19 protein-coding genes are annotated in these 15,055 nt (G+C 62.8%); 8 read left to right on the plus strand and 11 right to left on the minus strand.

From position 1 onward, the window contains the following. Nucleotides 1-61 precede the first annotated feature (61 nt). On the minus strand, nt 62-2,158 hold the full coding sequence (locus tag FHS49_RS07295; RefSeq protein WP_184016820.1) for a calcium-binding protein: 2,097 nt from the start codon (nt 2,156-2,158) through the stop codon (nt 62-64). 483 nt (nt 2,159-2,641) lie between these two features. Here FHS49_RS07295 and FHS49_RS07300 point away from each other — a divergent pair, with 483 nt between their 5' ends. Then, complete coding sequence (locus tag FHS49_RS07300) at nt 2,642-2,848, plus strand: hypothetical protein (RefSeq protein WP_184016822.1); 207 nt, start codon at nt 2,642-2,644, stop codon at nt 2,846-2,848. 1 nt (nt 2,849) lies between these two features. Here the strand turns inward: FHS49_RS07300 and FHS49_RS07305 are convergent, their stop codons facing one another. Both FHS49_RS07305 and dinB read right to left on the minus strand, forming a co-directional pair. Continuing rightward, a complete protein-coding gene (locus FHS49_RS07305) occupies nt 2,850-3,230 on the minus strand; it encodes a PEP-CTERM sorting domain-containing protein (RefSeq protein WP_184016824.1) in 381 nt (126 codons plus the stop codon). Between the two features lie 94 nt (nt 3,231-3,324). After that, nucleotides 3,325-4,371 (minus strand): DNA polymerase IV, encoded by a 1,047-nt coding sequence (dinB, locus tag FHS49_RS07310; RefSeq protein ID WP_184017414.1) that lies wholly within the window; start codon nt 4,369-4,371, stop codon nt 3,325-3,327. Nucleotides 4,372-4,507: 136 nt separating this feature from the next. On the opposite strand from dinB, the gene FHS49_RS07315 reads away from it, so the two are divergent. Beyond that, nucleotides 4,508-5,977 (plus strand): helicase HerA domain-containing protein, encoded by a 1,470-nt coding sequence (locus FHS49_RS07315; protein ID WP_343052923.1) that lies wholly within the window; start codon nt 4,508-4,510, stop codon nt 5,975-5,977. Beyond that, the gene (locus FHS49_RS07320) at nt 5,977-6,237 is read left to right on the plus strand and encodes a hypothetical protein (protein WP_184016826.1); all 261 of its coding nucleotides are present in this window, start codon (nt 5,977-5,979) and stop codon (nt 6,235-6,237) included. Before FHS49_RS07315 ends, FHS49_RS07320 begins: the two co-directional genes overlap by 1 nt. On the opposite strand, the gene sorB is transcribed toward FHS49_RS07320, so the two are convergent. Together sorB and sorA are read right to left on the minus strand one after the other, a co-directional pair. Next, nucleotides 6,234-6,542 carry a SorB family sulfite dehydrogenase c-type cytochrome subunit gene (sorB, locus tag FHS49_RS07325; protein WP_246350425.1) on the minus strand — a complete coding sequence of 103 codons (309 nt, stop codon included), beginning with the start codon at nt 6,540-6,542 and terminating at the stop codon, nt 6,234-6,236. The genes FHS49_RS07320 and sorB overlap by 4 nt on opposite strands. Continuing rightward, nucleotides 6,539-7,777 (minus strand): SorA family sulfite dehydrogenase catalytic subunit, encoded by a 1,239-nt coding sequence (gene sorA, locus FHS49_RS07330; RefSeq protein ID WP_184017421.1) that lies wholly within the window; start codon nt 7,775-7,777, stop codon nt 6,539-6,541. The genes sorB and sorA overlap by 4 nt, the downstream gene beginning before the upstream one ends. A 451-nt stretch (nt 7,778-8,228) precedes the next feature. Here sorA and FHS49_RS07335 point away from each other — a divergent pair, with 451 nt between their 5' ends. Continuing rightward, entirely contained in the window at nt 8,229-9,203 is a 975-nt protein-coding gene (locus tag FHS49_RS07335; protein WP_184016828.1) for an NAD(P)H-dependent flavin oxidoreductase, read from the plus strand. A gap of 19 nt (nt 9,204-9,222) precedes the next feature. On the opposite strand, the gene FHS49_RS07340 is transcribed toward FHS49_RS07335, so the two are convergent. Next, nucleotides 9,223-9,684, minus strand: a complete 462-nt coding sequence (locus FHS49_RS07340) for a DUF1465 family protein (protein ID WP_184016830.1) — start codon at nt 9,682-9,684, stop codon at nt 9,223-9,225. Between the two features lie 100 nt (nt 9,685-9,784). Continuing rightward, nucleotides 9,785-9,982 carry a YdcH family protein gene (locus FHS49_RS07345; RefSeq protein ID WP_184016832.1) on the minus strand — a complete coding sequence of 66 codons (198 nt, stop codon included), beginning with the start codon at nt 9,980-9,982 and terminating at the stop codon, nt 9,785-9,787. A 183-nt stretch (nt 9,983-10,165) separates the two neighbouring features. Here FHS49_RS07345 and FHS49_RS07350 point away from each other — a divergent pair, with 183 nt between their 5' ends. After that, the gene (locus tag FHS49_RS07350) at nt 10,166-10,321 is read left to right on the plus strand and encodes a YdcH family protein (RefSeq protein ID WP_184016834.1); all 156 of its coding nucleotides are present in this window, start codon (nt 10,166-10,168) and stop codon (nt 10,319-10,321) included. Nucleotides 10,322-10,381: 60 nt separating this feature from the next. Here the strand turns inward: FHS49_RS07350 and dksA are convergent, their stop codons facing one another. From dksA to FHS49_RS07365, 3 genes are all read right to left on the minus strand, one after another. Then, on the minus strand, nt 10,382-10,849 hold the full coding sequence (dksA, locus tag FHS49_RS07355) for an RNA polymerase-binding protein DksA (protein ID WP_184016836.1): 468 nt from the start codon (nt 10,847-10,849) through the stop codon (nt 10,382-10,384). Nucleotides 10,850-10,903: 54 nt separating this feature from the next. After that, nucleotides 10,904-11,419, minus strand: a complete 516-nt coding sequence (locus FHS49_RS07360) for a hypothetical protein (protein WP_184016838.1) — start codon at nt 11,417-11,419, stop codon at nt 10,904-10,906. Between the two features lie 132 nt (nt 11,420-11,551). Continuing rightward, a complete protein-coding gene (locus tag FHS49_RS07365) occupies nt 11,552-12,052 on the minus strand; it encodes a hypothetical protein (protein WP_343052925.1) in 501 nt (166 codons plus the stop codon). Between FHS49_RS07365 and FHS49_RS07370 the strand changes: the two genes are divergently transcribed. Then, the gene (locus FHS49_RS07370) at nt 12,039-12,257 is read left to right on the plus strand and encodes a PEP-CTERM sorting domain-containing protein (RefSeq protein ID WP_184017482.1); all 219 of its coding nucleotides are present in this window, start codon (nt 12,039-12,041) and stop codon (nt 12,255-12,257) included. The two genes, FHS49_RS07365 and FHS49_RS07370, sit on opposite strands and share 14 nt — an antisense overlap. Before the next feature lie 65 nt (nt 12,258-12,322). Here the strand turns inward: FHS49_RS07370 and FHS49_RS07375 are convergent, their stop codons facing one another. After that, complete coding sequence (locus tag FHS49_RS07375) at nt 12,323-12,763, minus strand: host attachment family protein (protein WP_184016842.1); 441 nt, start codon at nt 12,761-12,763, stop codon at nt 12,323-12,325. Nucleotides 12,764-12,858: 95 nt separating this feature from the next. Between FHS49_RS07375 and serS the strand changes: the two genes are divergently transcribed. Together serS and surE are read left to right on the plus strand one after the other, a co-directional pair. Continuing rightward, nucleotides 12,859-14,136 carry a serine--tRNA ligase gene (gene serS / locus FHS49_RS07380; protein ID WP_184016844.1) on the plus strand — a complete coding sequence of 426 codons (1,278 nt, stop codon included), beginning with the start codon at nt 12,859-12,861 and terminating at the stop codon, nt 14,134-14,136. Between the two features lie 131 nt (nt 14,137-14,267). Then, nucleotides 14,268-15,032, plus strand: coding sequence for a 5'/3'-nucleotidase SurE (gene surE, locus FHS49_RS07385; RefSeq protein ID WP_184016846.1), 765 nt, complete (start codon nt 14,268-14,270; stop codon nt 15,030-15,032). The last annotated feature ends 23 nt before the right edge of the window (nt 15,033-15,055 follow it).

Raw genomic sequence — 15,055 nt, forward strand, 5'->3', positions numbered from 1 at the left:
CAAAAATGCACAAAAAAGGGGGCGCCGAAGCGCCCCCAAGTTTCTGGTCATTTCGATCCGATCAGACGAACTGGATCACATCATATCCAGCATTGCCCTGGCTGAACGCATTGACGTCCGCCACGCTGTCGAACTGAAGGATGGCGAAGGAGCCACCGGTCAGTCCTTCGATCAACACCGATTGTCCGCCGAAGCTGATCGTGGTGTTGGTGCCGTCGTCGACAACGCTGACCAGCGCCTGGTTAAACGACACAGGCGTATCCACGTCGATCTGGATCGTATCGCGGTTGGCCAGGCTGAGGTCGGTGATGACGTCATCGCCAGCATCGAACGAAAGCCCTTCTTCGCCATCGTCATAGCCATTGTAATCGAAGCCGAAGATGTCACGACCCTGACCGCCGGTGAGGATATCGTCCCCGTCTCCGCCGACCAGATAATCGTCACCACGTCCGCCAGACAGATCGTCGTCGCCTCCGTCACCGAACAGCGAGTCATTGTCGAGTCCGCCTTCCAGCGTATCGTCATCTTCGCCGCCGCCGATGTAATCGGCACCCGATCCACCAGACAGTGCGTCGTTGCCGTCATCGCCTTCGAGATAGTCATTGCCGGCATTGCCACCAATGGTGTCGTTGCCGCTATCGCCGAACAGCGAATCATTGCCGTTGTCGCCCTGCATGAAGTCGGCACCAGCCCCGCCTTCGGCATAGTCGTCGCCTTCGCCGCCGTAGATCTGGTCGTTGCCGTCTTCGCCGAACAGATCGTCGTCGCCGTCATTGCCGTACATGGTGTCGTTGCCGGCACCGCCGAACAGGCCGTTGACGCCGCCGACTTCCCCGTCGTCGCCTTCATTGCCTTCGATCAGGTCATTGCCGTCGCCACCATCGACGTCGTCATTGCCTTCATTGCCGCGCAGAACGTCGTCGCCGCCATTGCCTTCGATCGTATCGCTTCCGGTGCCGCCTTCGACGAGATCGTCGCCAGCATTACCAAAGAGCAGATCGTTTCCGGCATCGCCACGGACTTCGTCATTCTCGGTGCCGCCATACATGGTGTCTTCACCATCGGCGCCATTCAGAACGTCGCGGTCCGCGCCGCCATCGACATAATCGTCGCCGGCACCCGCCTGAACGAAATCAGCGCCTGCCCCGCCCAGAAGCGAGTCATTGCCGGTATCGCCGCGCAGATCGTCATTGCCGTTGCCGCCGAGCAGCGTGTCGTCACCAAGCTGGCCGTCGAGACGATCATCGCCGTCGCCGCCGTCCATATAGTCGTCGCCACCTTCATCGGTATCGACGCCATCTTCCTGGCCGTCATTGCCGATGTCGCCGCCCGGTGCATCATTGCCATCGTCACCGAACATGGTGTCGTTGCCAGTGCCGCCGGAGATGTCGTCATCGCCCTGACCGCCGCGTTGCACGTCATTGCCGGCATCGCCTTCCAGCGTGTCGTTTCCGGCCGAACCGCGCTGCGAGTCATTGCCGTCGCCGCCCGTGATGTAATCCAGGCCTTCATTGCCATATTGGTCGTCATTGCCGGCGCCGCCTTCGAGATAGTCGTCACCGGATCCACCCGTCTGGGTATCATTGCCGGAGTCGCCATACAGCTCGTCATCGCCTGCATTGCCGGCCTGCGCGTCGTTGCCCGAACCGCCATGGAGCGTGTCGTTTCCAGCATCGCCGACCATGGTGTCATTGCCACCATTGCCGTACATCAGATCGTTGCCGTTGCCGCCGGACAATTGATCATTGCCGTCGAACGGGTTTTCGATCGGAACGATCGTGTTCGCCTCGGAATCGATTTCGTCACCGACGATCACGTCATTGCCGTCACCGCCCTGGATGAAATCCTGGCCGCTGGCGACCCGTGTATCGTCCGTACCGGGAAGCACCGAGGAGCCGGTTCCGCCAACGAGCGTATCGTTGCCTTCATTGCCTTCGATGACGTTCTGGTTGAAATTGCCCATCACGAAATCATTGCCGGCCCCTGCCCGTGCATTGGCGGGCAGATGCGCTGCAGACGAAGGTTCGCGCAGGTTCATGACATCGTTCAGATCCGTGCCGATGATCCAGGGCGTCGCGGGCGGCGCGGGTGGTGTCGGTGTCGGGGGCGGAGGAAGCGTCGGGCCTGAAGTGCCCGGAGGTGTGCGTGTGCGTGCCATGTCAAATCTCCCAATCGGTTTAGAATTACCCCTCCCCATTCAGGCCGGGGCTTTGACTTCGGCGTGCGACACCAATGGAATCGCCGACGTCTGCTGATGAAAATCGGACGACACGGCCCGCCAAGATATCCCCCGACGGGGACGCACAAAAAAAGCCTGCGAACGGTTCGCAAAACGGGATTTTTCACTGATTTCGGGAAGCGCTCCGGCGGACGCAGCGGATCGGACGGGCGGGTCGAGACATCGCAGCCAACCCGCCAAAACCCTTTGGGAAGGGCGGCAGGATGAAGCTGCCGGATGGACGGATCAGAAGACCGACGTCTCCAGACGTCTGCGCAATTGTCCTAAATCGGGACGCAGTTTATCTGCAAAATGGCGCGGACTGGAAAAGCTGCATTACCGGAAACCGCGCACCGCCATGCTGCCTGTGCCGAAAAAATATTCCCGTCGACAGGCCCGCGGCAATCCCGCTATCGGCGCGCCATGGGTATCAACGCTATGATCATGAACGCCGCGACGGGGCAGCCGATTCAGAAGATGAGCTTCGGCCGGATGCCGCGCGCGGGGGCCGCCTTCGTGCTCGAGACCGGGGAAAGGGTCACCGCGCAACGCGTGGATATCGGCAAGCCGGCACCGGGGAAATTCGCGGCACCGGTCGATATCTGGGTCACGCTGAAATCGGCGGCCTAGCCTAGCAGAAGCTTCTGGCCCGTTGGCGCATGGCCCGGCCGACCACTGCGAGACCGACCATCATCAGCATCCAAGTCTGCGGTTCGGGCATCTCATTGTCCAGCGGCGCACTCACGATGGCTGCCGGCGGTATTTTCGCCACCGGCGCGCTCATATCATGCGCAAACCCCGTCTGGCGTATCGTCGGGCCTGGTGCCGGTGGCGTATAGGCCATGACGTCAATCGGCACGGCGGGCGCAGACGTCGCGGCCACCCGGACACCCCCATTGAAAATGGATGCTGCAAGCGCGTTGTTCGACGGCGCGACATAGGCTGCCGCGCACGCCTGATGCGTGCCACTGCTTAGGATGATCACGGCCAGAAAGCGTGCTTTCATCATCATCACGGTCCCCGTGCGATTCGATTGCTTTCCTCATTTTGCCATTGCTGCATCGCAACAGCAATTGTTAATTGTTGTTACAGGGAAACAAACCGTCCTACATCGGAAGCGCGGCTTGTGGATCGGTTGCCTGAGGGTCTCCCTGCGGCACCAGAGTGGACAGGGTAACGCCGAGCAACCGGATGCCGGGAACGATGCCGGGCAGGTGCCGGATCAGGGTCCGCGCTGTCTCTGCGATCACATCCGCATCGCAGGTCGCAGCCGACGCTGTGCGCGATCGCGTGATCTGGGTGAAATCGGCATAGCGCACCTTGAGCGTGATCGTGCGCCCCGCCACGCCCGCCGAAACTACCCGACGCATCAGGCCTGGCATGATATCGTCAAGCGCGGCGAGAACCGCTTCCTCATTCATCAGGTTTTCAAAAAAAGTCGTCTCCGAACCCACTGATTTATGCGGACGGTTCGGCGTGACGGCGCGATGATCGATCCCGCGAGCGGCGCGGTGGAAATAGGCACCGCTGCTGCCGAAATGCCGGGCGAGAAACTCAGGGCTGAGTTCGCGCAAATCGGCACCGGTGTGGATACCCAGCGTCTCCATCCGGGCTGCCGTTACCGGCCCCACACCGTGAAAGCGCCGAACGGGCAGGGTCGCCACGAACGCCGGCCCCTTTGCCGGCGGGATCACGCACAATCCATCCGGCTTGTTCTGATCCGACGCCAGCTTGGCGACGAATTTGTTATAGGAAACGCCCGCCGACGCCGTGAGCGCGGTTTCAGCGAAAATTCGGGCGCGGATCTGCTCGGCGATCGCCGTCGCCGATCCCAGTCCCAGTCGATCTTCGGTCACGTCCAGATACGCTTCGTCGAGCGAGAGCGGTTCGACCAGATCGGCATAGTCCGCAAAGATGGCGCGGATCTTCTGAGACACCGCGCGATAGGCATCGAACCGGGGCTTTACGAAAACGAGATCGGGGCAGCGCCGGATCGCCGTAACGGACGGCATCGCCGATTTGACGCCGAAAGCGCGCGCCTCATAGCTCGCGGCCGCCACCACACCGCGGCCGCCCGCGCCGCCAACGGCCACCGGCCTGCCGCGCAAAGCCGGATTGTCCCGCTGCTCCACCGACGCATAAAAGGCGTCCATATCGATGTGAATGATCTTACGCTCAGGCACCGCCCCCTTCTATCCGCCCGATGCCATATGGAAAAAGCGCGACGCGCATCGCCTGGCCGACGATAAACGCTTGCCCGCCCCCCTCGCCCTCGGCCAAAGGCACAGGGTGAGTGTAACCGTGGACATGGGGAATGACGGGGCCGGGAAATCGGTGCCGATCGACGTCGAGGAGCTTCTCGCGACGCGCCTCCTTGTCCAGGGCAATTCGGGATCGGGAAAATCGCATCTGCTGCGCCGGCTGCTCGAGGGCAGTGCCGGGCTGGTCCAGCAGATCGTCATCGATCCGGAGGGCGATTTCGTGACGCTCGCCGGTCCGTTCGGCCATGTCGTGATCGAGGCGTCAGAGCATAGCGAGCGCGAGATTGCCCGTTTCGCGTCGCGCATCCGGGAGCATCGCGCCTCGGTCGTGCTCAGTCTCGAAGGGTTGGATGCCGAAGCGCAGATGCGCTGCGCCGCCGGCTTTCTCTCCGCCCTGTTCGATGCGCCGCGCGAACATTGGTATCCAGCGCTCGTCGTGGTCGATGAAGCCCAGCTCTTCGCGCCGGCCGCCGCGGGTGATGTTTCGGACGAAATCCGCCGCGCTTCGCTTTCGGCCATGACCAATTTGATGTGCCGCGGCCGCAAGCGCGGCCTGGCCGGAATCATCGCCACACAGAGGCTGGCCAAGCTCGCCAAGAATGTGGCGGCGGAAGCCTCCAACTTCCTGATGGGGCGCACGTTTCTCGATATCGACATGGCGCGCGCCGCCGATCTTCTGGGAATGGAACGACGGCAGGCCGAACAGATCCGCGATCTCCAGCGCGGTGCTTTTCTGGCGCTTGGCCCCGCCATTTCGCGACGTCCCGTCTCGGTGCGCATCGGCCCTGTGCAGACCAGTGGGCGCAACCCCAATGTCAGCCTGTTGCCGCTGCCCGGCGCGGATGCGGGGATGCGCGATCGGCTGCTTGCCCCCGTGGCGCATGATCCACCCCCGCCACCGCCGCCGCCAGCAGCACCCAGAATTGGGTCGGAAGATATTTTGCGCGGGATCGCGCGGCCCATCCTCAATCCGCAACGCGCCGAAGAGCCTGCGCCCATCGACATGGAGGCGTTCGAGGATGCCGCCGCGGATGCGCTGGCCGAGCTCGTCGCCGATCCCGAAACCGCCTATCGCGCCGCACCCGTGTTGTTCCAGGATTTCCAGATGCGCTGCCGGATGCGCGGCCATCCCCGCCCCCCGGTCGATCTCGCCGATTTCGCGCGCCGCCTGGCCATCGCCCGTGCCGGGATCGATCCGCGCCTGTCCGAACATTGGCAGGATGCGCTCGATCTCGCCGCAGAACTGCCGGAGGATATGCTGGCACCCTTCCTGCTGCTCGCGCGCGCCGCGCGAGAAGCCGCGCCCTGCCCCGCCGATTCCACGCTCGCGCTGGTGTACGGCACACGGTCTCCCGGCCGGGTAAAGCGACTGCTCGCCTTTATCGAGACACGCGGGCTGATCGCTTCGCGCATCGATCTGTCGGGCAAGCGCTCGATCGCGCTCCCCCGCCTCGGCTGGACCACAGCGCCCGCAGACGCCGATCAGGAAGCGGCCTGATGGATCTCGATGGCCTGCTCGCTCATTATTTCGGCAGTGATGATCTCGAGGCGCTCGATGAAGCCGCGATCGCGCGCGGCCATGAAGCGCTGTCGATCGATTTCGGCGTCGAACGCGATCCCGGTCGTCGTTTCGCCTTATGGTCGCTGATGCACATGCTCGGTGAAGCGCCCGATCCCGATGCCGCCTTCAAGGGCCGTGCGGACAGGGAAGCGGCGTGGAATTTGATCCGGCTTACCGGACGGGTGGAGCGCGGCTAGCCGTAAGTCTTTGCCAGATAGAGGGAGATCGCATCCGCATCCCCGGGCTCGATCGGCGCGCCATAGATTTTGACCATCTTGCCCACCGCATCCTTCCAGAATTGCGGCCCCTTGCCGCGCGGCTGGGTCTGGACATAATCCAGCGAATGACACGCCCCGCACTGCGCCTGCGTCAGCTCGCCGCCCGCACCGGTCGGCAGGATGATCTCCTTTTCCGGCGGGAGGGCGTAGGTCACCGGCCGGGCGGCGGCCGCCCCGATCAAGACGAGACCGGCACCGGCCAACAGCATCGCGCGCCGCATCATGCGGCCCTCAGCGTGATGGCTTCGACCACATTGCGCATGTAGCCTGGCGGATTCCACCGCGGTTCTTGCGGCTGGGTCTCACCCCCGCGGCCCACCGCGCGGACCTTCAGCCTGTGATCACCCTTGCCCAGCGTCAGCGGAACGCGCCATTCCCGAAAGGAATAGCGCCCCAGATCCTCACCCAGCGCCGCCGGCTGCCAGCTTCGTCCATCATCCCCCGAAACCAGCACCTGAGCGATCCCGGTGCCGCCATCGAAGGCGATCCCCTTGATCTCGGTGGCCGTCCCCGCGTTCACCACTGCGCCATCAATATGGCTCGTCACGAAAGAACGGATATTCAGCCGCCCGATCGGTCGGGTCTTGTCCGGCTTGGTGCCCGGCGCGACGCAAGCGCAGTCATTGTCGGGAATGCGATACGCGGTCTTCATCCAATAGCCGTCATACTCCGCATCGGTCACCATGATGTCGCTCAGATGCTTCACCCAATAGGTGCCATAATGGCCCGGCACGATCAGCCGCAGCGGATAGCCGTTCAGAAAGGGCAGATCCTCGCCGTTCATGCCCCAGGCCAGCATCACTTCGCCATCAAGGGCATGATCCGCATCCAGCGCCTTCACGAAATCGGGGATGCCCGGCGATGGCGGGTTATCAAGCCCGTTGAACGTGACCTGCTTTGCACCGCCGCGCACGCCCGCGCGCTCGAGCACGGCTTTCAGCGGCACGCCCTGCCAGCGAGCATTGCCCATCGCGCCATTGGCAAGCTGCCCGCCGCCCACGCGCGGATCGGAAAAACCGCGGCTGTTGCCCGAGCATTGATTGACTGCGACGATCTCCGTCGGGGCAAAATCCGTCTTCAATTGCGCCAGAGACAGCGATAGCGGGATCTTCACATGCCCGCCGACGGCCAATCGATAAGCGGCTGGATCGATGCTCAAGGGAATATCCGCCATGTGATAGCGCACGAAGAAGGCGTCGTTCGGCGTGATCGCGCCTTCGCCGAAAACCGAAAAGGGCGTTTCCAATTGCGGTGGCCGCACAGTCAGGCCGATCATCGGACGCTTTTGGGGATAAGTGACCAGCGGACGTTCGCCATTGGCGAAGGGCAATGTGACCCTGTCCGCCAGGCCAGCGGCTTTTCCGGCCTCCTCCTCGGCCTGCCGCCGCCCGCAGCCGGCGAGCATCGTCGCGCTGATGCCTGCCAATATCTGCCGCCTGTCGATCACACCGGTCTCCATTCCTATCGCGCGATGATAAGCGCCCCGCGCGCAAAGGAAAACCGGCATGACGTGCATGGCTTCATGCACGGCGCGTCAGCCTCTGAATTTTGCCAATGTATCGGAAGGTCGACCCCCGCAAGTAAGGTGGGAAGCAATGCGGGTCGCGTCTACACTGCCCCCACCCGGCTTGCGGAAAGCCTGACCCCCTATAGCGCAACATCCGGACGGTTCATTGGATGGATTCGACATTGACACCGGTTTCCAGGTAAATTCTTGTCATAAAATTCCGATTTGTATCCTTTGGGGGACAGTGGCCGGACATGGAAAAGCCGCCCTGCGTCCAGAAAACCTTCGCGAGTCGAATCGAATGCACGGCTTGCCGGACAGATCCGTTTACGACGGGTGCCGCCTTGCCGTACCGTCACGCCGACCGGTCTGGACAGCCCATCGGCTTGCGGTATGAAAGATCATGACCATACCATCCCCGCTCTTCGATCGCCTCCGCCTGCCGGTTATCGGCTCGCCGCTTTTCATCGTTTCCGGTCCGGAACTGGTGATCGCGCAGTGCAAGGCGGGCATCGTCGGCTCCTTTCCCGCACTGAACGCGCGGCCGCAGACGCTGCTGGATGAATGGCTGCACCGCATCACCGAAGAACTGGCCGCGTGGAATCGCGATCATCCCGATCGCCCCGCCGCGCCCTTCGCGGTTAATCAGATCGTCCACAAATCCAATGACCGGCTCGAGGCCGATCTCGCCACCTGCGCCAAATGGCAGGTGCCGATCGTGATCACCTCGCTTGGCGCGCGCGCGGATCTGAATGCGGCGGTGCACGGATGGGGCGGCATCACGCTGCACGATGTCGTCACCGACAGATTTGCACGCAAGGCGATCGAGAAGGGCGCGGATGGTTTGATCCCCGTGGCCGCGGGCGCAGGCGGACACGCCGGCGTAACATCGCCCTTCGCGCTGATGCAGGAAATCCGCGCCTGGTTCGATGGCCCGGTCGCGCTGTCGGGCAGCATCGCGCATGGTCGCTCGATCTTGGCGGCGCAGGCGCTCGGCGCTGATTTTGCCTATATCGGCTCGGCCTTTATCGCGACGGAAGAAGCCAATGCGGACGCCGCTTATAAGCAGGGCATCGTCGACGGGCAGGCCGCCGATATCGTCTATTCCAGCCTGTTCACCGGCGTGCATGGCAATTATCTGCGCGGCTCGATCGAAGCCTCGGGTCTCGATCCCGACAATTTGCCCGAGGGCGATTACAAGACGATGAACTTTGGATCGGGCGACAACCAGTCCAAAAAGGCATGGCGCGATATCTGGGGATCGGGTCAGGGCATTGGCGCGGTGACCAAGGTGGAGAGCGTCGCGGACCGCGTGGACCGGCTGGAAGCCGAATATCGTGCCGCGAAGGCGGCGCTGGATGCGGCCTATCGCGGCTGATCTCGCGTTTCGACAGACTTTAGAAAGAAGCCTGAAGCCGTTTCAGCAGCGTGTTGGCAGGGCTACCCGCCTCCATCTCCGCATCCAGACCGGTGTCGATCCGTTTCACCCGCGCATAAAGCTCTATGCTCGATTCGATCATCGACTGCGCATCCGCGGGCAATTGCGCCACCAGTACCATATCGCTTTCCGCGGCATGACCCAGCCGCCGCGAATTATGCAGCCCTTGGCTCTCGCTTAGTTCACCCGCCTCCACTGCGCGGCGCGTGAGCAGCCAGGCGATGACGTGCATCAGCCGCGTGGTCACTTTCAGCGACTCGCACGAAAAGCCGACGCGCAGCATCGGAGCGAGCGTATCGCGATCGTCGCGGCCATGCTCATCGAAATAGGCGCGTGCCTCGTCCGCCAAAAGCATCGCTTCGGTGTAAAGCGCGCTCACCAGCCGTGGCGTCAAACCGATCTTCTTTGTCCCCGAATCCATCGTGCGATCATGCCACAACTGACCGCCGCGAAAAACAGCGAACGCGCGGATCGTTACGCTTTGTGCGCACGCGCTGTCCCGAACTGGGGCGCGTCGCCGATCAGGCGATGATGTCGGGGATCAGCCGTGTTTCCAGGATCGAAATATCGTCGCGCAACCGCAACTTGCGCTTCTTCAATCGCGCCATCTGAAGCTGGTCAAGCACGGGTTTTTCCGCGAGCGACGCGATGGCATCATCCAGATCGCGATGCTCGATCCGCATCGCTTCCAATTGTGCCCTGATCTCGTCATTGCCCATGCGGCTGTCGCTCCCTTGGCATCGCGATAGAATGCCCCCCGCCCGCGCTCAAGCGCCATCGTCCAGCGAGTGGTCGCATCTGGCACGGCGGTTCGCCGATTTGGCCCGAATCACATGAAGACAAATGCTCCGGTTCATGCTTCAATCCCCTTGTCGATATATCCGCCAGAAGGAGACTAAAGGATGGAACAGGCACATTTCTCGGCTTTGGAAGCCAAGCATTCCACGCTCGAACACCGCATTGCCGAAGAGAGTCGCCGCCCCATCCCTGATACCGTCACACTGGCGCATCTCAAAAAGCGCAAACTCAGGATCAAGGAAGAGCTGAGCGAAATCTAGCTTTGCTGCTTCGGTTCAGGGTGGCGGCGTCCGCGCCGCGCCCTGGGCACCCGCGTCGGCTTATTCGTCGCGCGACACCTTTTCCTGCTTTTCGTGGCGCTCCTGCGCCTCGACAGTCATTGTCGCAATCGGGCGCGCTTCCAGTCGTGCGAGCGAAATGGGTTCGCCCGTGACTTCGCAATAGCCATATTCGCCCTCGGCGATGCGGCGAATCGCAGCGTCGATTTTCGAGATCAGCTTGCGCTGGCGATCGCGGGTGCGCAGTTCGATCGACCAGTCGGTTTCGCTCGAAGCGCGATCGGTCACATCCGGTTCGCGCAGCGAATCATTTTGAAGCTGGTTCAGCGTATCGCGTGATTCCTTCAGGATGCTGTCTTTCCAGGCGTTCAGCTTGGCGCGAAAATAGGCAACCTGTCGGTCGTTCATAAAGGGTTCGTCCGGCGAGGGCCGGTAATCCGTATCGGTCAGGACGGGCGGACGAAGAAGGGGATCGTCTCCCGGTTCGCCTGCGCTCAATGCCGTCGCCATCGTCAGTCTCCGTCACATCACGTCGTCGCCCGGCTTTTACCAGTTGCAACATCCCTACCTCGGCGCGCCTATAGCCATGCCCCCAAGGCCACACAAGCCGGCGAATCGCGCGGCCACCGTCAAAGCCCCGAGAAACGCGTTCAGCCACAGTGCCTTGGCCACGCCGCTTAAGCGGCTTGATGTTACGCCTTGATGAATCGGATGGTGAAACATCCGTCGCCCGCGTGCCGCCAGTCGGGCGATCGCTTCGTAACGGCACATTAACCAGATCTCTTCGCAATTAGGCGGCGACTTTCGCCTCTGCAGCGCCAAAAAGAGGGTTAATGATCTGTTACCCCCCTCGAAAAGATGGCCAGTGGAGACATCGGTCCGGTCGTACCCATGGGTCAGCACCCGATGGAGCAACGACCGGCCAGACACGAACGAGAGTGGCGCGATGTCGGTACGGATGGCTCTGGCGAAATTATGCGCATGTGCGTGCGGCGGCGCGGTGATCGGCGGCGGTGCCGTCCATGTCGCGGAAAAGCCACGCACTGCGCAGGTCCGCACGCTGAAGTCGGTCAAGATCAAACCCGTCTACGCCAAAAAGCCGGTCTATCGCGCCAAGCCCAAGATGCGCAAACGCGTGACGACCACGACCACCACGGCCTGCGCCATGCCGCAGATCATCACCCTGCCCGCACCAGCGCCGATGCCCCTGCCCTATCCCGGTGTTCCGTTCGAAGGCGGCGGTGGCGGATCGCCTCCCGTGGTGATCGGCGGCAGCGGCGGCTTTGGCGGCGGCGGTTTCTTCGGAGGCGGATTTTTCGGCGGCAGCAGCGGCGGCGGCGGCGGCGGGAGCATCGTGGTCTCCTCCACGTCTTCGGGGGGATCGACAAGCACGTCGGGCGGCTCCACCTCCAGCGGCGGATCAAGCACATCCACGGGGGGCATCAGTAGCACGTCCGGCGGGTCGAGCACGTCTACCGGCGGCGTGAGCAGCACATCGGGCGGAATCAGCTCCACATCGAGCACATCCACCGGCGGATCGAGCACCAGCAGTTCGACGGGTGGATCCAGCACGAGCACGTCCACCGGCGGCGTCAGCAGCACGTCCAGCTCAAGCGGCAACGTCTCGTCCAGCACAAGTTCGTCGAGCAGCGGCAATGTGTCCTCATCGACCAGCACGAGTTCGTCGAGCAGCGGGAACGTGTCGACATCCACCAGCAGTTCGACCAGTTCCAGCACCAGTACGTCATCGAGCAGCAATGGCTCCAGCAGCTATGGCGGGTCCAACGGGGGCCATCACAGCTCCAATGGCGGATCCAGCGGCGGCACACCCGTCCCGGCACCTCCCATCATCCTGCTCTTCGGCGCAGCGGCCGCGGGCCTTGTCGCCCGTCGTCGCATGGCCGCGAAAGCCGGATAGCCCGCTCTCGAGCGGGACAGCGGGAAGGGCGGCTCGTCTTAAGGCGGGCCGCCCTTTTCACATTTTCAGGCTTCGGAGATGATCTTTTCGATTTCGCTTACCGGATGCCCCGTCAAATCCTTGGCGATCTCGCCCTCCAGACGGCTTTCCACTTCTTTGTGATAATGTTTGCGCAATTCGCCCAGCGTTTTGGGCGGGGCCACGATAATCAGCGATTCGAAATCGTTGTTCAGCGCGCGCTTCTTGAGCAAATCCGCAGTCTCGCTGGCGAACCGATCTTCCTCCAATTGATGAAAATCCACTTCGGTGAAACCGCTGCGGACGCCGCCCATGGGGGAGGAGGCCCGGCCCGCCGCATCGCTTTTATGCTCCCGATCCGGCGGATTATCCTGTTCGCGCTGCCGCACCAGCTCCAGATTGGGATAAAGCGCGTCGCCTTCATTCCGGAAAAACAGCATCTTGCGGCCATCGGCCACCACGACGAAACCCTTGTGCGGGATACGCATCGGCATTCTCCTCTTATTATGTGCCAACTCCTCAACGCCCGCCGCGCCGCGCAGTTGCGCTTGCAACCACCAATTCGCCCCGCCATAGCCACGCCATGCACGATATCCGCCAGATCCGGGAAAACCCCGCCGCTTTCGACGCCGCTTTGGAACGCCGGGGCGCGGCCGCAGTATCGGCCACGCTGATTGCACTTGACGAGAAGCGCCGCGCGTTGATCACAGAGGTTCAGATCTCACAGGCGCGGCGCAATGAAGCATCCCGAGCCATCGGTGCCGCAAAGGCGCAGAAGCGTGAAGACGAAGCCGCCACGCTGATGGCCGAGGTGGCCGTGCTGAAGGAGCGCCTGCCCGCCATCGAGGAGGATGAGCGCGCTATCGGCGCAGAATTGGACGACGCGCTCGCCGCTCTCCCCAATCTGCCCGCGGACGATGTGCCTCAGGGTGCAGACGAGACCGAGAATGTCGAAGTCGCCCGCTGGGGCACGCCGCGCAGCATGGATTTCAAGCCGCTGGAGCATCCCGATTTCGCGCCCGCGCTGGGCCTCGATTTCGAAAGCGCGGCCAGGATTTCCGGATCGCGCTTCGCCGTGTTGCGCGGCGGGATTGCGCGGCTCAACCGTGCGCTCGGTCAGTTCATGCTCGATCGTCAGGGCCAGGCGGGCTATGCGGAGATCGCTCCACCCCTGCTCGTTCGCAAGGAAGCCGCGTTCGGCACGGGCCAGCTTCCCAAGTTCGAGGAAGACCTCTTCAAGACCACCGACGATCGCTATCTGATCCCCACAGCCGAGGTGAGCCTCACCAATCTGGTGCGGGAGTCGATCCTTGAGGAAGCCGCGCTCCCGATCCGCCTGACTGCGCTCACCCCCTGCTTCCGCTCCGAAGCGGGTGCTGCGGGCCGCGACACGCGCGGGCTGATCCGTCAGCATCAGTTCGACAAGGTGGAGCTTGTCACGATCGCGACCCCCGATCAGTCGGAAGCCGAGCATGAGCGGATGACGGAGGCGGCCGAAGCCATCCTTCAGGCGCTGGATCTCCCCTATCGCAAGATGCTGCTGTGCACCGGCGACATGGGTTTTTCCGCGCGCAAGACGTTCGATCTCGAAGTCTGGCTGCCGGGGCAGGATTGCTACCGCGAGATCAGCAGCATCTCAAACTGCGGCGATTTCCAGGCGCGCCGCATGGCCGCCCGCTATCGCCAGACCGGCGACCAGAAGGGCACGCATTTCGTCCACACGCTGAACGGCTCCGGTCTCGCGGTCGGCCGCACGCTCGTCGCAGTGCTGGAAAATTATCAGGAAGCAGACGGATCGGTCCGCATTCCGCAGGTGCTGCTTCCGTATATGGGCGGCATCGACGTGCTGATGCCGGCATAGCAAAGAGTAGAAGCCACCCCGGCCCCTCCAAGAAGGCTCGGAGGGGAGAAGACAAGCACAATGCAACGCCCCTCCACGCCTTCGTGGAGGGGTTGGGGGTGGTCCCTTCCTAATTTCGAAAGACCCTGATCATGCGCATTCTCGTGACCAATGACGACGGCATCCACGCCCCCGGCCTGAAAGTGCTGGAGGCGATCGCGCGGTCTTTGTCCGATGATGTGTGGGTGGTCGCCCCGTCCGAGGAGCAATCGGGTGCGGGCCATTCGCTCACCCTCTCCCGCCCCGTCCGCGTGCGCAAGCATGGCGAACGGCGCTGGTCGGTCAGCGGCACGCCGACCGATTCAGTGCTGATGGCGCTGGGCGAGTTGATCGAGGGTGCCAAGCCCGATCTGGTGCTCTCGGGCATCAACCGCGGCGCCAATCTGGGGGAGGACGTGACCTATTCGGGCACCGTTTCCGCTGCGATGGAAGGTGCGCTGGCCGGCGTGCGTTCGATCGCGCTCAGCCAAGTCTATGCGCAGGAAGGCATGGGGGACAGCGTGCCCTTTGCCGTGGCTGAAGCCTGGGGCGAGAAGGTCATCCGGCCGTTGCTCGACGTGGATCTGGGCCATCGCACGCTGGTGAACATCAATTTTCCAGCGCTGACGCCGGATCAGGTGAAGGGCGTGAAGATCGCGCGACAGGGCTTCCATGATTATGGTCGCTCCACGATCGTGAAGGGCATGGATCCACGTGGCTATGCTTATTACTGGTTCGGCCTTGATGCCACCGAGAACACGCCCGGCCACCAGACCGATCTGGAGGCGATTGCGGACGGCTATATCACGGTGACCCCGCTCCATCTGGACTTGACCCACGAAGCCTCGATCGCGACGCTCGAACAGGCGTATCGCTAACCAGATCAATCGGTCGCGTGCCT

This window comes from Sphingobium boeckii, from assembly GCF_014199215.1.
Taxonomy (GTDB): Bacteria; Pseudomonadota; Alphaproteobacteria; order Sphingomonadales; family Sphingomonadaceae; genus Sphingobium_A; species Sphingobium_A boeckii.